Here is an 18,867-nt window from a genome sequence, read left to right on the forward strand (position 1 = left end):
CGGTCACATCATGTAGTGATGCCCCCGCAGCAGCAGCTGGAAGTAATACAATTGGCAAACCACGTGAAGCCCCAGCAGCACAAGTCCCAGAACGAAGTACAGCCGCCGCAGACCCGGACGCCGCTGCAGGAACTGCGGGTCCCTGCAGTTTTCCGCGAATTTCCAGATACTTAGCAGAAACAGCAGGTATGCGCCCGCCTTTTTTCCCCAGGCGAAATTACCGTGAGCGGCTCGCCGTCCCGTCTCGCTGAACGTGAAATGCTCTGCGATGCCGATGAGCAGCAGCAGCCATCCGGAGGCATAGCGGATATCCCGCAGGGCCGGAAGGTTGAAGAGGAGCACCAGCAGAGGGAACAGAAGACCGGCCAGAAGGCTCAGAGGAACGGAGAAGTCCTGGTTGAAATAGGCCCGACCGAACTGGATGATCACACTGCCGTCTCCGCCGGAGGCGGCGGCCGATGCGGCAGCTCCGGCCGCTTCTGAAGCGCCCGCGCCGGCGGTTCCCGAAGCACCGCCGAACATGGCTTTGTTCAGGTAGAGAAAATAGACCATTCCCGGAAGGGCGGAGCACCCGAGAATCAGAACGCTGCGAAACCGCCTCCCGACACTTCCGCATTCCCTCCTGCCGAAAATCAGATCCCGGAGCAGGATCGCCGCCATCAGCGGATAGAAAATCATGATGAAGCTGGGCTTGGCCCACGCCGAGGCCAGAAACGCTAGGCTCAGCAGCAGCCACTGCCCGGGGGAAATCTGCCGGAAATACCGCTCCCGGATGCGGAAAAACAGCAGAAGTGCAAGCACCGCGAGCGGCATCATCATAATCTGCGTCGGACTCTGCCAGGCGTACTTGCTCAGTGTTTTCTCGTAGAAATACGGCATCAGCTGCGGAATGTAGACGGGACCGGAGAACAAAGCCGCGATAGAGGCTGCCTCCAGCAGCCGCCGGTCGGCAGAAGCGTCTGCACAGCATCCCGTCGCCGTATCACCAACATCTGGGAACGGCGTACATGTTTCCCGGAATCCGGGGGCGCCAGTGCCTGAGAGTCTGCCCCCGTTTTCCGCGAACCTGCTGCAGAACAGATAGCGCAGCAGCAGGTAGTTTGCGACAATCGTCAGCGAGACTGCAAGCCCCAGAAGGACAGCGATTCCTAGTGTATTTCCGCACAGATCCATAAGGTGGGCGAACAGCCAGTTGACGGCGCGCGTCGGAGTGGGATTCCGCCGGGCGATTTTTACATACAAAGACACGTCGGACATATATCCGCCGCCGTACCGGATTGACTGGCGCCAAGCCAGAAAAGCCTCAGCCAGGAAAACCGCGGCACATATCATGACATACAGCAGATCCGGCCTGCTCTGATTCTTCACGTTCCAAACATTTTTCATACGCTTATTTTTACACAGAGTTCGGAAAATAGCAAGGAATATCAGCGAATACAGAAGTGAAAAGGACGCGTACCGTCAAATCAGCTGCCGTCATCGCCATACCGGATTGCGGCTTCACCTTTTACCGCATTAGCACTTTTTGTTCAGGCCCTCGCTGCGGACGTTTTCGCCGTGCTCCGCCGAGGCTTTTTTTTGCAGCGCCCCTCCCCGGCCGTTTTGCACCTCTCTGTGACCCTTGCGCTCTTCGCCCCGGCCGTTTTTTGTTGATATTGGCACCCTGATATGGTAAACTACATTATATATACAAGTGAGTATAGGGAAGATGCATGTGTGATCTGGAAGTCGAACACATTAATGCAGTAAGGAGAGATAAAAGAATGCACAGAAAGAGACTGAAGAAGATTGTCTGCATGGTTCTGACGGTCGCGATGATCGGCACGACGTTCGTGGCAGTGCCTGCGTTTGCTGAGGATATTCAGGAAGGACAGAACACATCGGAAGCGCAGACAGAGAATAACAGCGCCGTGGCGGGAAGCGGATCTGCGGAGGCAGAGACGCCGGATAAAGCCTCGGTCAGCTCAGCTGAAACACAGAGCAGAGCTCCGCTGAAACTGAGCGCGAAGCCGGTAACATCGGACGCCGCTCAGAATATGCCGGGACAGTTTGCAGTGAAATTCACAGGCACCTGGATGGATCCCGCACAGCAGAAGAAGCTGACGGACGCCGGCTGGACTCTGACCTACGAACTGAAAGACCAGAACGATAAAGTCCTGACGAAGGTCGCAGACATTGCGGACTTTGTTTATAAGATCCAGGGCAGCGAGACAAAGTATAAGCTTGTCTGCACGGCCGAGAAGCAGGGAGAGACCGCGCAGGTTTTCGAATCCGCCCTGCTCGGTGCATACAGATTTCTGTCTGCGCCGACCGGCGTCAGCGTGAAGTGTCCCAAGAGCGACAATAATGTTACGATTAAATGGAAGAAGGTAAGCGGCGCATCGGGATATCTGATTTACCGCACGACAAGCAAGTCGGGGATTCCTGCGAAGCAGACGAAGACCGTCAGCAGCGGAAAGACGACCTCCTACGTCGATAAGAATCGTTCCGGAAAGAAAACCTATTACTATTATGTGAGAGCGATTTACAAAGGAAGCAGCAACGGCTCGAGCTATCAGACAGCCTCTGAGCCTTCCGCCCGCAAGTCGGTCACAGTGAACTGGTACCTGACCTGCAGCGTCAGAACCATCAAGTGGTATACGACGACAAAGACCAGTGCGAAGCTGTATACGTCCAAAACTGGGGGTAAGAGCAAGGGAACGCTCAAAAAGGGAACCTATGTGAGGGTGACTGATAAATATCCGAGAAAACTTCTGAACTGGGATGTCCCCAAAAGAATTTACGTCAAGCAGCTGAAGGACGGAAAGAGCGGCAAGGTCATCCGGAAAGGATGGGTCCGCTGGAAGGACTGCAAGACCGTGAAGGGCGATGTTCCGTACAGCAAAAAACTGGACAAAAACAACGACTGGACGAAGAAGGTAAAGGAAAAATGGGTCAACAAAAAGAAATACGGAAGCAAGACCCGTTACCTCATCTGGATCAGCCAGTACACGCAGCATGTCACGATCTTCAAGGGCAGGAAGGGACACTGGAAGGTGTATAAATCCTTCCGCTGCTGCAGCGGCAAGTTCCAGCAGCCAACGCCGAAGAGCAAGAGTTTTACGATTCATAAACACAAGATGAAGCGGACACGTCTGACGAAGCACGGCAATCCGTATTATTACACGCACTTGTCCTTCTTCACAGGAGGGGATTCCTTTCATACCATTTGCTGGTATGAAGGGACACGCAGAGTGCTCAAGGGAATGAGCAACAGCGGACAGCCGAATACCCGGGGCTGCGTCCGTCTGGACGAAAAATACGCCGTCTGGATTTACAAGCATATTCCGAATGGAACGAAGGTAATCAGCTACTGATCTGCGGCGAGAATCTCGCATCCCCGTGCGGGTGAGTTAAAGTTTCATTTATGAAACGGCAGTTATTTCCAAAAGGAGTGAGAAAGATCGATGGTCAGAAAACACAGTAAATTAGCTATTGCGATTTTGATTGTGGCCGCGCTGATTGCCACGGGAATCGTCGCGCTGGTGCTGATGATGCCGCGCGCGGCCTATGCCAACGGCACCGTTGTGAATGAGCCCTACTCGATTCTGATCGGAGGAAAAGAGGTTGCGGTTGTCAACGGGAAGTCCACCGGGAAAAAGGTCATGAAGGATGTGGCCGCCAGTTACACGCCCAAGGGCGCCGTTTTGAAGAAGGTTTCCTATGACACAAAGGTAAAGATTCAGGAGCGGAAACTGTCCCTGTTCGAGGATGCGCCTACGGTGAAGACCAGAACGGAAGCTGTACAGGCGATTCTGGACGGGAATACAGAAGAGGATCCGATGTTTACTGTGACGACGGTCTCTGAGAAATACAAGACAAAGAAAACTGACCGGAAAGTTACTTTCAAATATGACTCTACGCTGTCCGCCTTCGAGAGCAAGGTGCAGGACAAAGGAAAGGCCGGAACCAGCAGACTTACTTACCGTCTGACAAGCAAGAACGGTAAACTGGTCTCCAGGAAGAAGACTGCCGTGAAGGTTCTGGAGGAGCCGGAAAACGCGGTGGTTCTGACCGGAAACCAGAATATGCCGACAGACCTCAAATGGTCTGACTATGACGAGTATACAAGCAAACTGAACGATGAGCTTGGCGTGAAGATCTCCAAAGAAGGAATTCGCTATCTGGGAAATCCGTATAAGCTGGGCGGAAACGACCTGTATCACGGAATCGACTGCGTAGCCTTTGTCAGAGCGATGTACCAGAAATACGGCATTACTCTTCCCAAAGGCCGCACGGCCATCGGACATTACGGACGCGCTGTATCGCTTTCTCAGGCGAAGGCCGGCGACATCGTCTACTACGGAAATCACGTCGCGATTTACATGGGGAACGGAAAGGTTATCCATGCGATTCGCAAGGGAATCAGCATTTCCAAAGTGAACTTCCGGAAGATTGTATCCATACGGCGGGGCTACTAACCGAAAGACAGGAGCTGACTGAAGAAAACAAAAAACTGGGGTTCAAAGCTGTCAGGCGTTTTGCAGATTTCTGCGGGCATCGGACAGCTTTTTGAATGTCAGGACTGCCAGCAGCACGGCCAGAATCGTCATGATTACTGCGTACAGGGTTGCCGCTCCCAGTATTCCGTGGTTTCTGACAAGGATACCGGACAGGACGAAAGCGGCCAGCGCCGCTATGCCGTAACATACCAGGAGGAAGTTCTGTTCACGGATAATCGTGACGACGGTGCTGAAAAAAGTGGCGTATGCCAGCGCGCCGCCGCCTATCATGACGATACAGAGTTCGGTCCGGTAGGCGTGAAGATCCACGCCGAAGATCCAGGACAGGATCGGGATTCCGATCGTCCATGCGACTGCAAGACCAAGCACAGTGAGTCCGAGGACGAGCAGCAGCTGCTGACGGATCCGGCGATTCAGTTCGCGGAAGGCTTCGCGGGTGCCGGACAGCCACAGCTCTGCATAAGATGTCAGAATGGGATTGAAAATGAAGTTGGCGATGAGCATGACCATGAAAGCGGGCATGAAGATAATATTATAGACGGCCTGGATCTCTTCTGTGAGATAGGCGTCGATGGCATACTTCGGAGCGTTACTGATATACATGTTCAGAAACAGGCTGATGAAGATGGGAAAGCCGTCGATGAGCAGCGTGCGGAATTTCCCGCGGCTGATGGAGGGACGGTAGGATGTGCAGTAGCGACGACCGGCGTTGACAGTCGTCAGCATCATTCCGATGACGGAGACCGCGACGCAGACGATGCTGGAAAGCAGGAGGTTATGCGTCACCGCCAGTGCGGCAATTAATCCCAGAACCTCCAGGACATAGCGGATGGAAGAGCATTTTGTGGCCACATCCAGCCGATCCTTCTGCTGCATATTCCCGTGGATTACGTCAGTATAGGCCTGCACCAGCTTCAGCATACACATCAGAAAAACGACGGCGGCCTTCTCCGGGCCGTAGCCCTTGAAGCCGATACCGTAGACGCAGTAGGCGCCAGAAGCGACGATCATGGCGCCGCAGGTGACAAAGCGCATGGCCTGGTATTCCTGGAAACTGTATTTTTCATGAATATCCGAGGCCTGGAAACGACGCAGACCGTAGAGGCCCACATAGAGCATCAGGCTTGCAACAGCAAAAGCGATGCTGAAGACCCCGGCGTCGTAGACGCCGTTGGTCCGGGTCATCACCATCAGGATGACCGGACTCTGCAGGGCAGAAAGCATCGCGTTTATGGCGTTCCACAGATAGGAACTTCTTCTGATGTTGCCGGTTTTCTCCAGCAGATCACAGATTTTATTCAGCATATTGGTCCGTTGTTGTTATCGTGTTCATCGTACATCTGTCGTATGCGGCGTGTGTCTGTTGTGCTTGCCGCGCATTTGTGCTGCGGCGCGCAATTCGGCGGCTGGGAACGCGTCAGTTGACCAGAATGTATCCGATGTTTCCGGCTTTTGCCTTTGTATAATACATACTCTTGGTCACCTTGGACTTGGAGGTGGAGTAGGCACTGAAGCTTTTCACGATGCTGCTCACCGTATTGACGTTGCCGTTTTTGGCCGTGTCAAACTTCACGAGCCGGTTGTCCTTTCCCCATTTGCCGCTGCTCTGTTTCAGCGAGTCGCCCATGATGACATCGCCGTTTTCATCCAATCCCAGCATGACCATGGTGTGCGTGCCGCCGGCGTAATTGTTCTTGCCGGGCAGCGTGACGATGACCGGATTACCTTCCTTGAGATGAGCAGTGATCTCTTTTTCAGCGTTCGCGACAGTATATTTGTAGACGTACTTGTTTTTCACGCCGTAGTAGGTGAGGATTGTGGAGATGCCTTTCAGGTTGACCGGCATTTGCTTGCTCAGGGATTTGCTCATATTCGCATTCACTGCGTCAGTGCCGAAGACGGTCCGCTCCACTTCCTCGATGACTCTGTCCGGCGTGTAGTCTGCAAGCGCCGGAACGGTGGCGTTCAGCACGGTGGTCAGTGAGCAGGTGGAACAGCCGTGCGCCTTCAGATAGGCCTGATATTCCGGATATGTGTAATCCAGAGCAGTGGAATTCTGATAGTAGAGCTTGTAGTTGTAGGTGTAGCCGTCGCTGTTGGTGACGGTCGGATTGGTGACGTTGGCGTCAGTGTTCTTCGGCGCAACAAAGGTGACCTTGCTTTTGTCCGCGAGAGTGCGGCGGATATAATTAAAGGGCTGATCACATGCTGCGCAGACGCCGGTGGTGTGGGTGGTCTTACCGGTGAGCCGGCGTGCAGTTTTCTTGGGAATTTCGTGGGAGTGGGTCATGGGAATGATTTTGGTTCCCGTCACAGCGCCGTTGGAGGGATCCAGGTAAGTCTTCACGCCCGATTCGCAGGTCGGCTTCGTGGTGACCCTTCCGGCATAGGAAAAGACCCAGCATTTCTTCACACTGCTCCATTTTCCGTAATAACGGGATTTTCCCTTCTGTTTATATGCGCGAACCTTAATGTAATATACCTTGCCCCGGATCAGATCGGTGAAGGTCGTCTGCGTCGCACTCTTCCCCTTTAGAATCAGAATTCTTTTATTATGAGTGAATTTTTTATTTGTCGCAACTTTAATCTGGTAGCCCGAGCAGGAGACCTTATTCCAATTCACGTCCAACCGGCTTTCCTCCTTGCTGGCGGTGTAGGAGATCTTCGTCTGTGCGGGTTTCTTTGTCGCGGCAAAGGCCTTGCTCGTCATAACCGCGGCCGAAAACGTGAAAGCGATTCCGGCACAGAGCAGGGCAACAATAATATTCCGCTTCAACGTACTGTTCATATCAACCTCGTTTCTTTCGATTCCGGATGAATACTCTGAAACAGCGCGCGGAAGAACCCGCGCGGCATTCTGTCCCCTTATTATAATGGTTAACAATAAAAATTACAAGTGTTTCGTGCCCAACTGCCGGATATTCGCGTTTTTTTGCAGTTTTCCCGCGTTTTTTGTGCTTTCCGGGGGCGCACATTTCTTCGCAGAGGGATGAAACCGAACATCGCAGGGAGAACCAGAACCGAATATCATGAATTGAAGGGAACCGTAGAATATGGTATAATTTTTTCTATAAAATCAGAGGTGACGAATTATGACGAGAGAAGAAATCACGAATCTGGACGGCAAGATCATCGACCGTAAAATGCTGAATGAAATTCAGCAGTCGGAGGAGGTCAAGGCCATCCGGGACAACGGTATGGACGGCCGGCGGATCGGAAAACGCTGGTATGTTGTGGTCTTTAACGACGGATACGGCGTCAGCGTTTACGTCAGTACTTTCGCGAGATAGGAGGGACGGATGCCTGCAAATAAAGGAAAGGAAACGACAGGAACAGCGGAAGCGGAGAAGTCGCCGGGAGCGGAGGAGCGGACGAAGCTCATGATTGCGTCTGACATTCACGGGTCGGCGTATTACTGTAGGCGTATGCTTGAGGCTTTCCGGACATCCGGTGCGGAGCGGCTTCTGCTGCTGGGCGACATTCTGTATCACGGACCGCGGAATGATCTGCCGCGGGACTATGCACCGAAAGACGTTATCGGGATGCTTAATCCGTATGCGGACCGGATCCTCTGCGTGAGAGGCAACTGCGAGGCAGAGGTGGATCAGATGGTGCTGGACTTCCCGGTTCTGGCGGATTATGCTTTGTTCATGACGGAGCGTCTTACGATCTACGCTACCCACGGACACATCTGGAACCTGGAGCACAGGCCGCCGATGATTCCGGGGACAATTCTGCTGAATGGGCACACCCATGTGCCCCGGTGCGAGGAATATCCGGATTTCCTGTACATGAATCCGGGGTCGGTGTCCATACCGAAGGAGGACAGTCCCCACAGTTATATGCTGCTGGAGGAAGAGACGTTTACGTGGATTGATCTTGAAACAGGAAAGGAATACAGGAAGTATCAGATATGAATCAGAAGAACTGCAACAGAATGATTGACGGCGTTATCTTCGATGTGGACGGCACGCTGCTGGACACGATGCCGGTGTGGCATGATGCGGGGGCACGCTTTCTGGCTACGCTGGGAATACAGGCTGAGCCCGGACTGGGAGATCTGCTGTTCGAGGAAACGGTGGAAACCGGTGCGCAGTATCTGATCGACCATTACGGACTGAGCATGTCGATTCCGGAAATTGCCCGGGGAATCGATGAACAGGTGGAGCAGTTTTACTTTCGCGAGGCAGATTTCAAACCCGGTGCCCGGGAACTTCTTCAGCAGATGTACGACGTGGGGATTCATCTGACGGTGGCGACCTCCACGCATCGGAGATGTATAGAGGCGGCGTTTGACCGGCTGGGTATTCGGGGGTTGTTCGAGGGAATCTTCACCTGCAGTGAGGTGGGGGCGACAAAGAACAATCCGGCGATTTTTTATGCGGCGGAGGATTGCATGCAGACGCAACCGGAGTACACATGGGTATTCGAGGATGGGCTCTATGCGATCCGAACCGCTGAGGCGGCAGGTTTTCGGACGGTCGGGGTTTATGATCCGGTCAGCGAAAAGGACCGGGAGGAAATCATACGGACGGCGGATTTCTATTATGAGAGCCTGGCAGATTTCGACCTGCTGTGCAGCGGAGACGACGAAGAAGCTGTGGCAGGCGTCAGTATGAGCGGTGTGCCGTGCATCGGTGCAAAAGATGCGGCAGGCACCGGCGTGTGTGCCGAAGCCGGAAGAAGGAGCGAAAATGAGTCATAACAGAATTCTGGTGGTGGACGACGATCCCGATATCCGGAAGGTGCTGTCGGTGCTTCTCGGCAGCGAGGGATTTGCCGTGGAGGAAGCGGAGAACGGCCGGAAGGCGGTGGAGCGCGTGCTTGCCGGACCGTCGCCTGATCTGATGATTCTGGACATCATGATGCCCGGGATGGACGGGCTGGAGGTCTGCGCCAGGGTGCGGGAAACTTCGTCGGTTCCTATTTTGTTCCTCACTGCGAAATCGCAGGATCAGGACAAGGTGGCGGCGTATACCAGCGGCGGCGACGATTTCCTGGTGAAACCGTTCTCCCAGACGGAGCTGCTGATGAAGGTGAAGTCCCTTATCCGGCGCCACACGGAATATAACACGTATCCTGCCCGTTACGCGGACGAGAATACACAGGTGCTGGCGGAGGACGTGGTGGTGGATATCCGGACCCGCTCTGTGCGCCGGAACGGCACCCGGATCAACCTGACCGACAAGGAGTTCGACATTCTCCGGTACTTCATGGAGCATCGGGGAGAGGTGGTGCAGAACAAAGATCTCTATGAAAGTGTCTGGGGCGAGAAATATCTTCCGTCCGCCGGGAACACGATTATGGTGCACGTGCTGAACCTCCGGAAAAAGCTGGAGGATGATGTGCGCAAGTCGAAAATTATCAAGACTGTCTGGGGAAAGGGTTACCGGATTGAATAAATGCAGAGCGAAAATCAGATACTGGTGGCGCCGGCGTTATCTGTCGCTGAACTTCAAGCTGATCGTGGCTGTGCTTGTTGCGGCGGTATTCGCGGTCGGCGGGTTTCTGGCGTCCTCTGTGCTTGAAGACTTTGTTGCGGAGAAATATTATCTCTCGGACAAAGCCAGGGCGAAGGCGGTCGGGGAACGCTACCGCGAACTGAAAGCCTTTGTGAAAAGGAATCATGTCAGGGCGACGGATACGCGGGCGCTGCAGAAATGGCTCGCAGGGAAAAGCTATACTCAACTGCTGGTCTGGGATAATAACAAAGACGTGTTCAGCGGCGGCTGGATCGTGGATTCCAGCGATACACGAGGTGCACAGGATGGCAGTCTGACGGTGCAGAAGAACAGAGCGAGAACGACAGAATCGGATACTATGAAGCATCTGAGCCCTGAAGACTTCAAGGAGGATGTCTATAACCGATACGTGACGTTTGCAGACGGGACGTACTATACATATATTAATGTCAACGGGGAGAAGCGATGGTACTATATCATGGATATAGTTGCGATCTTAATTGCGGCGGTGCTTTTCCTGATGACTATCCTCATCTATAACAGCAGGGTGCTGGAGCGGGTCAGCGACCTTTCCGACGCCGTCCGGAAAATCAGCGAAGGAGATCTGAACCGGCGCATTGTTCCGGGACATCGGGACGAGATCGGGGAACTGGCTGCGAGCGTGGATGTGATGCGTACCGCGATTCTTGAGAAGATGGGAAATGAGAAGGCAGCATGGGACGCCAATACACAGCTGATTACTTCTATGTCGCATGATATCCGGACGCCGCTGACCTCCCTGATCGGCTATCTGGATATTATTGAGAGCGGAAAGTTTGAGTCCCGTGAGGAACTGGACCGGTACATAGGATCCTGCCGGGAAAAGGCGTTCCAGCTGAAGGATCTTTCCGACAGGCTGTTCCGGTATTTTCTCGTTTTCGGCAAGCAGGAGCAGGAGATCAGGCTGGAGCGGATGGATGCAGGAATTCTGTTTCAGCAGCTTCTGGTGGAGCATGTGGCGGAGACTATCGGCTGCGGGTTCAATGTGAATCTGCAGTACAATGTGCCGGAGGGGTTTCTGGTGGATGTGGATATCTCATCCATGAGGAGACTCTTTGACAATCTGTTTTCAAATATCATGAAGTATGCGGATCACTCTTTCTCTGTGGAAATAAAGGCAGATCTGATTCTGGACAGAATCAAGCTGGTGCTGCAGAATCATATCCATGAAGAGGCGAAGAAGGTGGAGAGCACCAAAATCGGTGTCCGGACCTGCAAGCGGCTCTGTGAGGACATGAACGGCGCCTTTCACGCCATGGAAGAGGAGAAGATTTATACAACAGAAATCCTGTTTCCGGTGGTGGAGATGAATGTTACGGAGGATGCGCTGGACCGGCAGCTTTTCGGAACGGCGGAGGCATCTCCGGGACAGGAGCGACCGGTGTCAGATCCGGAGGAACCGGCATCGGAGCCGAAGCGATCGGAGTCTGAACCGGCAAAGACGCCTTCGGGGGCAGATGATATGAACGGAATATGTAATCGGGCAGGCCGCATGGACAATGCATATGACGATCAGCCAGGTTATGCAGATAGTGCAGATAATGAAGGGGGATGCAATGATGACTTACAAGGACATACCGAGAATTAACGGAACATTGAGAGCCAAGTCGATTCAGATGCCTGAGGTGATCTGGAGCGCCAAGGGGATGGTGGTGCTGGGCCGCAGGATTAAATCCTGCATTTTCACTACGGACATCGCCATCATACGTAATTGTAATGCGGATGCGGTGCTTGCTGTATATCCGTTTACGCCGCAGCAGATCATCAATACGACGATTATCAATACCGCGTCGATTCCTGTGTTCTGCGGCGTGGGTGGCGGAACGACACAGGGCGTGCGAACCGCGCTGATCGCCAAGGATGCGGAGGCAGACGGCGCATACGGAGTAGTTGTCAATTCGCCGATGAAGAATGGAAATATCGAGATGATCAAGAGAGTAATCGATATTCCGGTCATCGCTACAGTGGTCAATGAAAATACAGATATTGAAGCACGGCTGGATGCGGGAGCATCAATTCTGAACGTATCTGCCGCGGCTAAAACGCCGGAGCTGGTCAGACATATCCGTGCGGAATTTCCGGGGGTGCCCATCATTGCCACGGGAGGGCCCACGGACGATACCATCCGGGAGACCATCGCGGCGGGTGCAAACACGATTAGTTATACTCCGCCGGGACTGGATGACATCTTCAGCGCTATGATGACGGAATACCGAAAGGAAGCGGCCAGAGTGGATTCTCCGGAGGAGAAGGAAATGATTCTGGAGGAGATGCTGGAACTGATTTAATACGGGCGGCGCAGTTCTTTCCCTGCTTTGAAGGAACGGCGCGATCTGTTTTCAGAGGAATAACGGCGTTCTTTAGCTCCGTTGCGGTGCGCCCGCCTGTAGAAATGTCCCGAGGCCGTGCAGGTCAGTGTGACCGTTTTGTGGATCGTCTGCACCGCCTCTCCGTTTTCATAGCGTTTGGCGGTTGCGGATGCAATGGCCCTGTTCCTGACTTTCCTGGCGGTGCGATTGGATACTTTCCATCTTTTGTTCCTGGATTTGGCTGTGACTCGGGAGGAAAGGCAGGTCGAAGAGCCTTTGCCGTACCGGAAGGTGCCGGTGACTTTCACAAACCACAAAACGGAGCCGGATGCGCTGCGGTAACGTGTGGTTTTGGATTTTTTCACAGTATAGACGCCTGACGGAGCAAAAATCCTTGACGAGGTAAGCGCTCCCGGCTGGCTCGGGGCGGTCTCGACGATGGTTTCATAATAACTTCCGTCAGGAAGCCGCCGGATGCTGATACTCTGTTCGCCGTCTGCAGCGAGGATCGGCTGAACCGTCAGGAACAGCAGGAAAACAGCGGTCAGCAGTCCTGTTATTTGGATTGTCATTCTTTTTCTGCGCATTTTTCTTCTCCTGTGATTGGATGTGTATGCTCGTTCAAGTGATTAAATATGTATATTTTTCAGATTTATATCAGTCCGTGCGGTGAGATCTATTCGATTACAGTTTCCTCTGTCACCGCAATAGAGTCGAGTCCGGTGTAGAAATTATAGAAAACAAAACCAATTTTCGCTGCCGACAGTATGAAGGCGACCAGAAGAATCACTGCCAGGAAGCGGCGGAAACGTTTCCATCGTCTGAGGTAGCGGTAAAGATCTTCATTTTCCATCGCGTCCAGATACGATTTTACGACGTCCTTCGCCGAGCCGAATCTGCTGGTAATCTCTGAGATTGAAGCGTTTGCATGCTCCTCGGCGTACATTCGGATCTCTCGCTGCAGCGCTTTTACATAGCGGCGCTCCGCCCCGGCATAGACTGGAAACAACAGCCGTATATTTCGAAAATAGGTGTTCAGTTCAGTGTCAAGGGTGCTTTTTTTCAAACCGTTTCAACCTTCCTAATCTTCCTGCGGTATTCCGCGGAATTCACCGATAACTCGCAGCGCAGTGCCTGCGACATTTCGCGGCGTTCTCCGGCAGCTCACGACTCGTGCCTGCGGCCTTCCGCGGCGTTCTCCGGCAGCTCACGACTCGTGCCTGCGGCCTTCCGCGGCGTTCTCCGGCAGCTCACGACTCGTGCCTGCGGCCTTCCGCAGCCGCCCGGCGACAGACTATCTGCTCCCGGTCAGAGTTGTGACAATGCGGGGGTGGTGGTTACAGATGTATCGGGAAACTTCGACCATTCCCCATTGGACCTCTACGGTAAGAATGACCAGCAGCATGATGATGACAATGACGCGCCGGATCATCCTCCATGCGGAAAGATGATGAAAAAGCTCCGATGTGTCCATGGCGTCCAGATAGTTGGAAACCACGTCCCGGGGTGTGCCGAACCGCCGGATGACTGCCTGCAGATCACAGGTTTCGCTCTCCTCCGCAAAGGCGAGGACCCGTTCCCGGAACATGCGCAGAAACTGCTTCTCCCGCCGGGTGAAGACGGGCATCAGAAGACGGATCTGGCGGAAATAACTGCTGAGCTCCCGTGACAGTTTCCTGTTCATTTTCCCTGCTCCTCCGGCAATGTGTCGCATTCCAGAATTCGCTGGATGCCGCGGGTAATCTGACGGTAATCATCCAAAAGGACAGCGAGACGTTCCCGTCCGGGGTCCTCAAGATGATAGTACACCCGGAGGCGGCGTTTTCCGACGATGACCTCCCGCTCTGAAAGATACCCTTTCTCACGAAGCTTGTAGACAGTGGGATACAAAGTACTTTCCTGCACGTCAACATCGCCCCCGGAAATCTCCCGGATCAGACTCGTCAGCTGATACCCGTATAGATCTTTCTTTTCTAACAGATAGAGAACCAGCATTTCCACGGTTCCCATCTTAAAACTGCTTCGTCCTCTGGCCATAGGAATCCCTTTCGTTATACTTTCTTCTTCAGTATACAGGAGATAATATGAATAAACAATACTTTTTAAAACATAGTATATATTGACAATAGAGAATATTTTGATTAAAATGAAATGAAAGCAATCTCAGAAGGCAGACAGGAAAGGGGTTGGAATGAGAATATCATCAGAAAGGAAACGGGTAAACCACAGGAGGGGACGGCGGCTTGGGGCCGTCATTCTTATTCTCGCGGCTGTGGCGGCAGGCTGCGGCGCGGTTCTGCACCATCAGCAGGTGACAGAGCAGAGGAAGGCGGAAGCTGCGGCGAGGAAAGCAGCGCTGCAGAAGGAAATGATAACAGAAATTCAGCAGATGCCGTCATCATATAAGAGCAGCGCCGACCGGCGCGGAACACTGACGACGATTGATTATGACACACAGCTGATCGACGGAAGCGGACGGACAGTTCGGAAAGAGGCGACCGTATATCTGCCGTATCACTATGACTCTTCGAAAAAATATAACGTACTCTACCTTTGTCACGGATACGGAGGCTCTGAAACGACCTGGCTCGGTACGAAGCTCCTTCCGCACACGTTCAAAAATGTCTTGGATAATATGATCGGGAACGGGAAAATTGCGCCGCTCATCGTCGTCACCCCGACGTATACAAAGGAATATACAGACTATTACACGGAACTGAACGGCATGGTGGATGAAATCGCAGATTACCTGATGCCGGCGGTAGAGAAAAAATACAGCACCTATGCGGCGGATACGACGCCGAAGGGGTTTCGCGCCTCTCGCGGACACCGGGCGATCGGCGGCTTTTCCATGGGCGGCTGCACGACCTGGCGGGCGTTCCGGGACCGTATCGGCTATTTCAAATATTATCTGCCGATCAGCATGCCTTTGTATTACGACGAGGCAGGATATAATGAGAGTGAGAACGCCGCGACTTCGCCGGCGCTTGCTGAGTCAGCGCGTAAATCCGGTTACGGAAAGGACGGCTATTATATCTTCGCGGCTTCCGGCAGCGACGATTTCATGTGCGCGGCAACAAAGGGCGTTGTGGACACCCTGAAGGGTTATCCCGACGTGTTCACATACACGGACACCGGGTTTTATGATGGGAACCTGAGCTTCACCGAGTTCGCCGGACGCTCCCATCACTACTACTATACCTATCCGTATCTTTACAACGGGCTGATGCGTTTCTTCCGGGATTACAAATAAAACAGCGTCTGCCGGAACCCGACGGGCAGACGCTGCCTATCTGTGTCTGTATACCTCTCTGCGATGAGCTATCTCGAAAAGAAAAATCGATATCCGCGTATCGTCAATCTCGGCAAACAATCTGTAGTCTCCCACTCTGTACCGCCATATGCCGCTGAGATTTCCGGTGAGAGCTTTTCCGTGCTGCCTCGGGTCGTCACAATCCACAAGATTCTTCACAATCCAGTTCCTTATGACCCGGGATGTGCTTTTATCTAATTTCTTCAGCTGTTTCACTGCGGATTCACTGAACTCGACTGTATACACGGTTTATACCTCCAGCATTTTCCAAACCTCGGTATGGTCATATCTCTTCTCGTTTTTCGACCTGTTCAGCGCGTTGAGAATGCGATCCTCGTCGAGTGAGAAATCAGCTTCAATTTTTTCCATGACAGCATCCCTGATAAACTGGGATAAGTTGAGATTGTTGACTGATGCATACTCATGAATCAGCTTGTTCTCCTCAGGAGATACTCTTACCGATATTGTGCTCATAATGTCACCCCTCCCTGCATTACTTGTAATACATTATATCTTCGTTTACCAGATCTGTCAAGTACTCACTATTTCACGAAAAAAGGAGTGTGAAGAACAACTCCTCACACTCCATGAAAATTATCCTTTGTTATACAACCAGGGTGATGATGCGGGCCACGAACAGGAAGAAGCAGATCCACATGATTCCGTTGATCTCCTTCGCTTTTCCGGTCAGAAGCTTCAGCAGCACCCAGGAGAGCATACCGAACATGATTCCGTTGGCGATGGAATAGGTGAAGGGCATCATGACGATGGCCATGAACCCGGAAACGACATCCGCCAGATCGGTATCTGTGTCAAACACCATGTTCTTGACTGAGCTCAGCATCAGCAGGCCGACCCAGAGAAGTGCCGGCGTTGTGGCGAAGCTGGGGATTGCCAGGAAGATGGGGGACAGCAGCAGGGAAACAAAGAACAGTACGCCTGTGGTCAGTGAGGTCAGACCGGTTCTTCCGCCGGACGCGACGCCCGCGCTGGACTCGACATAGGAAGTGACTGTGGAGGTTCCCATGCAGGCGCCTGCGACTGTTCCGATGGCATCGGACAGCAGAGCCTGTTTGGCTCTCGGGAGTTTGCCGTTCTCATCCAGAAGGTTGCCCTTGGAGGCGACGCCGATGAGAGTTCCGGCGGTATCGAAAATATCAACGAACAGGAAGGAGAACACGATGACGACGAAGTCCATGACGTGTGTGCCGATCCAGTCGAAGTCGAATGCGAACAGGTTCATCTTGGCAGGCAGGAATCCGCCGGCAAAACTCGGAATCAGAGAATAGACTCCTGCGTCAATATCTACCTTGTACCAGCCTGCACCCTGCGCGATAATTCCAAGGATCCAGGTGGCCAGGATTCCGATGAGGATGTCTCCCTTCACCCGATAGTGGTGAAGAACGGCGATGATGATCAGACCGATCATGGCCAGGACGAATTCCGGAGAGCCGACCTTGCCCATGGTGACCAGTGTGGACTGATCGCCGATCACGATGCCCGCACCCTTCAGACCGACAATGACGATGAAGAGACCGATTCCGGAAGTGATGCCGTATTTCAGGTTCATCGGGATGTCGTTGACCAGTTTTTCGCGGAACTGGGTCAGAGAGAGCAGGATGAAAATGATACCTTCACAGAGTACCGCCGCCAGAGCGATCTTCCAGGGATCCTGAATGCCTGCCTTGGCCATCGGAACGCAGACGCTGAATGCGAAATAGGCGTTCAGGCCCATGCCGGAAGCCAGAGCGACCGGATAATTTGCGTAAAATGCCATGATCAATGTGGCGAATCCGGCGGAGACAGCGGTAGCCGTGAAGACTGCGGCGCTGTTCATACCGGAGGCGGACAGGATGTTGGGATTAACGGCGAGAATGTAGACCATCGCCAGGAAAGTGGTCACGCCGGCGGTAACTTCAGTCCGCACATCCGTGCCATTCTCCTTCAGCTTGAAAAATTTTTCCATAAACTCTTTCTCCTTTTAGTTGAATGAATGATAAAAAGACACTAATTATTATATACGCCTTCAGAAGGCGGATTCAAGAAGTTATTCGTCTCTGCCCTTCGGAAATGACGAATATTTTTTCGGTTTCAGCAAAAACACGAACAAAATGCAAACGATATGGGTAGACTATCCGCATTTTGTTCGTGTTTAATGAATGCGTTAGAAACGCAGTTTCAGAGGACTCAATTTTGTTCAGGGGCAACTCCCGTTCAGCGGCTCTTCGCCGCCAGCCGTTCCTCCCTGGAGGGAAGCTGGGACATTACGACCGCCGCGAAGATCAGTGCGCATCCCAGATAACCGCGCACAGCCATACTCTCGTGCAGCATAATCGCCCCGGTGATGACGGAGAATACAGACTCCAGGCAGAGTATCAGCGACGCCTCCGACGGATCTGCGTCAGCCTGCGCCACGATCTGCAGGGTGTAGGCGATACCGCAGGAGAAGACACCCGCATACAGAATCGGGAACCAGCTGTGAAGAATCGCCGTCATGCTCGGCTCTTCGAAGATGAACATGCACACGATTCCGATCGTGCCCGCGGTCAGAAACTGGATGCAGGACATCTTGACGCCGTTGGTCTTCGGCGAGAAATAATCGATAACCATGATGTGCACGGCGAAGGCGAAGGCGCAGAGCAGGACGAAGAAATCTCCCCGCTGAATGCGGAACGCTTCTCCCGGCGTCATGCACAGCAGATACAGCCCGGTCACGCCCAGGATCACACAGAGCCAGATGATTTTCTTCACGCGCTTGCCGGTCGCGATGGCTAGAAACGGTACGATGACCGCATATAGCGACGTGATGAAACCGGATTTGCCGGCAGTGGTGAAAAAGATGCCGTACTGCTGAAGCGTCGAGGCGATGAACAGCACGATTCCGCAGCTGAGACCGCCGGCCAGAAGAACCTTCCGGTCTGCAGCCTTCTGCACCGGGTCGGGGGCTTCGCCGTTTCCTTTCTTCTTCTGCATGGAATCCAGAATCAGAATCACGGGAAGCAGGGCCAGACCGCCGATAAAGATCCGTATGCCGTTAAACGTAAAGGTTCCGATATCTGCGCCCACCTTCTGGGCGACAAAGGCGGATCCCCATATGAATGCTGTCAGAAGCAGCAGAATGTCACTTTTCAGTCTTTTGTTCATAAACTCAATAACCTTTCTTCATCAAGTACACTTATGTAAGTATATTTACATTATATTTACGGGAGTTCCGACTTTCAAGATGCGCGACTTTTTTTCTG

At 53.0% G+C, this 18,867-nt stretch carries 20 protein-coding genes; 9 read left to right on the plus strand and 11 right to left on the minus strand.

Features of this window, described 5'->3' with window-relative positions; all coding sequences use genetic code 11:
* Positions 1 to 3: 3 nt before the first annotated feature.
* Positions 4 to 1,386 carry a hypothetical protein gene (locus tag FYJ64_RS02635; RefSeq protein ID WP_154573709.1) on the minus strand — a complete coding sequence of 461 codons (1,383 nt, stop codon included), beginning with the start codon at positions 1,384 to 1,386 and terminating at the stop codon, positions 4 to 6.
* Between the two features lie 377 nt (positions 1,387 to 1,763).
* Between FYJ64_RS02635 and FYJ64_RS02640 the strand changes: the two genes are divergently transcribed.
* Positions 1,764 to 3,356: a L,D-transpeptidase family protein gene (locus FYJ64_RS02640; RefSeq protein WP_154573710.1), complete on the plus strand. Its 1,593-nt coding sequence runs from the start codon at positions 1,764 to 1,766 to the stop codon at positions 3,354 to 3,356.
* A gap of 90 nt (positions 3,357 to 3,446) precedes the next feature.
* A complete protein-coding gene (locus tag FYJ64_RS02645) occupies positions 3,447 to 4,460 on the plus strand; it encodes an NlpC/P60 family protein (protein WP_154573711.1) in 1,014 nt (337 codons plus the stop codon).
* 51 nt (positions 4,461 to 4,511) lie between these two features.
* On the opposite strand, the gene FYJ64_RS02650 is transcribed toward FYJ64_RS02645, so the two are convergent.
* The gene (locus FYJ64_RS02650) at positions 4,512 to 5,807 is read right to left on the minus strand and encodes a lipopolysaccharide biosynthesis protein (RefSeq protein WP_154573712.1); all 1,296 of its coding nucleotides are present in this window, start codon (positions 5,805 to 5,807) and stop codon (positions 4,512 to 4,514) included.
* 112 nt (positions 5,808 to 5,919) lie between these two features.
* Positions 5,920 to 7,290: a fibronectin type III domain-containing protein gene (locus FYJ64_RS02655; protein WP_154573713.1), complete on the minus strand. Its 1,371-nt coding sequence runs from the start codon at positions 7,288 to 7,290 to the stop codon at positions 5,920 to 5,922.
* Positions 7,291 to 7,594: 304 nt separating this feature from the next.
* On the opposite strand from FYJ64_RS02655, the gene FYJ64_RS02660 reads away from it, so the two are divergent.
* Genes FYJ64_RS02660 through FYJ64_RS02685 form a run of 6 tightly spaced genes read left to right on the plus strand, consistent with a single transcriptional unit; the run spans position 7,595 to position 12,291 of the window.
* Positions 7,595 to 7,792, plus strand: coding sequence for a hypothetical protein (locus FYJ64_RS02660; RefSeq protein ID WP_154573714.1), 198 nt, complete (start codon positions 7,595 to 7,597; stop codon positions 7,790 to 7,792).
* Positions 7,793 to 7,801: 9 nt separating this feature from the next.
* Entirely contained in the window at positions 7,802 to 8,419 is a 618-nt protein-coding gene (gene yfcE / locus FYJ64_RS02665; RefSeq protein ID WP_465250607.1) for a phosphodiesterase, read from the plus strand.
* Positions 8,416 to 9,207, plus strand: coding sequence for an HAD family hydrolase (locus tag FYJ64_RS02670; RefSeq protein ID WP_235897092.1), 792 nt, complete (start codon positions 8,416 to 8,418; stop codon positions 9,205 to 9,207). Before yfcE ends, FYJ64_RS02670 begins: the two co-directional genes overlap by 4 nt.
* Positions 9,197 to 9,904 (plus strand): response regulator transcription factor, encoded by a 708-nt coding sequence (locus FYJ64_RS02675; protein ID WP_154573715.1) that lies wholly within the window; start codon positions 9,197 to 9,199, stop codon positions 9,902 to 9,904. The genes FYJ64_RS02670 and FYJ64_RS02675 overlap by 11 nt, the downstream gene beginning before the upstream one ends.
* Entirely contained in the window at positions 9,897 to 11,591 is a 1,695-nt protein-coding gene (locus tag FYJ64_RS02680; protein WP_206045512.1) for a HAMP domain-containing sensor histidine kinase, read from the plus strand. Before FYJ64_RS02675 ends, FYJ64_RS02680 begins: the two co-directional genes overlap by 8 nt.
* A complete protein-coding gene (locus FYJ64_RS02685; protein WP_154573717.1) occupies positions 11,560 to 12,291 on the plus strand; it encodes a beta/alpha barrel domain-containing protein in 732 nt (243 codons plus the stop codon). Before FYJ64_RS02680 ends, FYJ64_RS02685 begins: the two co-directional genes overlap by 32 nt.
* On the opposite strand, the gene FYJ64_RS02690 is transcribed toward FYJ64_RS02685, so the two are convergent.
* From FYJ64_RS02690 to FYJ64_RS02705, 4 genes are all read right to left on the minus strand, one after another.
* On the minus strand, positions 12,288 to 12,899 hold the full coding sequence (locus FYJ64_RS02690; protein WP_154573718.1) for a hypothetical protein: 612 nt from the start codon (positions 12,897 to 12,899) through the stop codon (positions 12,288 to 12,290). The two genes, FYJ64_RS02685 and FYJ64_RS02690, sit on opposite strands and share 4 nt — an antisense overlap.
* A gap of 89 nt (positions 12,900 to 12,988) precedes the next feature.
* Positions 12,989 to 13,378, minus strand: coding sequence for a DUF6120 family protein (locus FYJ64_RS02695; protein ID WP_268891385.1), 390 nt, complete (start codon positions 13,376 to 13,378; stop codon positions 12,989 to 12,991).
* A 228-nt stretch (positions 13,379 to 13,606) separates the two neighbouring features.
* A complete protein-coding gene (locus FYJ64_RS02700; protein WP_154573720.1) occupies positions 13,607 to 13,996 on the minus strand; it encodes a DUF6120 family protein in 390 nt (129 codons plus the stop codon).
* Positions 13,993 to 14,349, minus strand: a complete 357-nt coding sequence (locus FYJ64_RS02705) for a PadR family transcriptional regulator (RefSeq protein ID WP_154573721.1) — start codon at positions 14,347 to 14,349, stop codon at positions 13,993 to 13,995. The genes FYJ64_RS02700 and FYJ64_RS02705 overlap by 4 nt, the downstream gene beginning before the upstream one ends.
* Before the next feature lie 154 nt (positions 14,350 to 14,503).
* Between FYJ64_RS02705 and FYJ64_RS02710 the strand changes: the two genes are divergently transcribed.
* On the plus strand, positions 14,504 to 15,565 hold the full coding sequence (locus tag FYJ64_RS02710; RefSeq protein ID WP_154573722.1) for an alpha/beta hydrolase: 1,062 nt from the start codon (positions 14,504 to 14,506) through the stop codon (positions 15,563 to 15,565).
* 36 nt (positions 15,566 to 15,601) lie between these two features.
* On the opposite strand, the gene FYJ64_RS02715 is transcribed toward FYJ64_RS02710, so the two are convergent.
* From FYJ64_RS02715 to FYJ64_RS02730, 4 genes are all read right to left on the minus strand, one after another.
* The gene (locus FYJ64_RS02715; protein WP_328596979.1) at positions 15,602 to 15,871 is read right to left on the minus strand and encodes a type II toxin-antitoxin system RelE family toxin; all 270 of its coding nucleotides are present in this window, start codon (positions 15,869 to 15,871) and stop codon (positions 15,602 to 15,604) included.
* 3 nt (positions 15,872 to 15,874) lie between these two features.
* Positions 15,875 to 16,099 carry a type II toxin-antitoxin system RelB family antitoxin gene (relB, locus tag FYJ64_RS02720; RefSeq protein ID WP_154573723.1) on the minus strand — a complete coding sequence of 75 codons (225 nt, stop codon included), beginning with the start codon at positions 16,097 to 16,099 and terminating at the stop codon, positions 15,875 to 15,877.
* Positions 16,100 to 16,229: 130 nt separating this feature from the next.
* Positions 16,230 to 17,591, minus strand: coding sequence for an NCS2 family permease (locus FYJ64_RS02725; protein ID WP_154573724.1), 1,362 nt, complete (start codon positions 17,589 to 17,591; stop codon positions 16,230 to 16,232).
* Positions 17,592 to 17,839: 248 nt separating this feature from the next.
* Positions 17,840 to 18,769, minus strand: coding sequence for a DMT family transporter (locus tag FYJ64_RS02730; protein ID WP_154573725.1), 930 nt, complete (start codon positions 18,767 to 18,769; stop codon positions 17,840 to 17,842).
* Between the last annotated feature and the right edge of the window lie 98 nt (positions 18,770 to 18,867).

It is taken from the genome of Hornefia butyriciproducens (assembly GCF_009695915.1).
In the GTDB taxonomy this organism is placed as follows: Bacteria; Bacillota; Clostridia; order Peptostreptococcales; family Anaerovoracaceae; genus Aminicella; species Aminicella butyriciproducens.

Coding starts and splice junctions, on each gene's coding strand:
- FYJ64_RS02640 (WP_154573710.1), top strand. CDS start 1,764: ATGCACAGAAAGAGACTGAAGAAGATTGTCTGCATGGTTCTGACGGTC.
- relB (WP_154573723.1), bottom strand. CDS start 16,099: ATGAGCACAATATCGGTAAGAGTATCTCCTGAGGAGAACAAGCTGATT.
- yfcE (WP_465250607.1), top strand. CDS start 7,802: ATGCCTGCAAATAAAGGAAAGGAAACGACAGGAACAGCGGAAGCGGAG.
- FYJ64_RS02655 (WP_154573713.1), bottom strand. CDS start 7,290: ATGAACAGTACGTTGAAGCGGAATATTATTGTTGCCCTGCTCTGTGCC.
- FYJ64_RS02690 (WP_154573718.1), bottom strand. CDS start 12,899: ATGCGCAGAAAAAGAATGACAATCCAAATAACAGGACTGCTGACCGCT.
- FYJ64_RS02710 (WP_154573722.1), top strand. CDS start 14,504: ATGAGAATATCATCAGAAAGGAAACGGGTAAACCACAGGAGGGGACGG.
- FYJ64_RS02660 (WP_154573714.1), top strand. CDS start 7,595: ATGACGAGAGAAGAAATCACGAATCTGGACGGCAAGATCATCGACCGT.
- FYJ64_RS02635 (WP_154573709.1), bottom strand. CDS start 1,386: ATGAAAAATGTTTGGAACGTGAAGAATCAGAGCAGGCCGGATCTGCTG.
- FYJ64_RS02725 (WP_154573724.1), bottom strand. CDS start 17,591: ATGGAAAAATTTTTCAAGCTGAAGGAGAATGGCACGGATGTGCGGACT.
- FYJ64_RS02705 (WP_154573721.1), bottom strand. CDS start 14,349: ATGGCCAGAGGACGAAGCAGTTTTAAGATGGGAACCGTGGAAATGCTG.
- FYJ64_RS02670 (WP_235897092.1), top strand. CDS start 8,416: ATGAATCAGAAGAACTGCAACAGAATGATTGACGGCGTTATCTTCGAT.
- FYJ64_RS02675 (WP_154573715.1), top strand. CDS start 9,197: ATGAGTCATAACAGAATTCTGGTGGTGGACGACGATCCCGATATCCGG.
- FYJ64_RS02730 (WP_154573725.1), bottom strand. CDS start 18,769: ATGAACAAAAGACTGAAAAGTGACATTCTGCTGCTTCTGACAGCATTC.
- FYJ64_RS02645 (WP_154573711.1), top strand. CDS start 3,447: ATGGTCAGAAAACACAGTAAATTAGCTATTGCGATTTTGATTGTGGCC.
- FYJ64_RS02685 (WP_154573717.1), top strand. CDS start 11,560: ATGATGACTTACAAGGACATACCGAGAATTAACGGAACATTGAGAGCC.
- FYJ64_RS02650 (WP_154573712.1), bottom strand. CDS start 5,807: ATGCTGAATAAAATCTGTGATCTGCTGGAGAAAACCGGCAACATCAGA.
- FYJ64_RS02700 (WP_154573720.1), bottom strand. CDS start 13,996: ATGAACAGGAAACTGTCACGGGAGCTCAGCAGTTATTTCCGCCAGATC.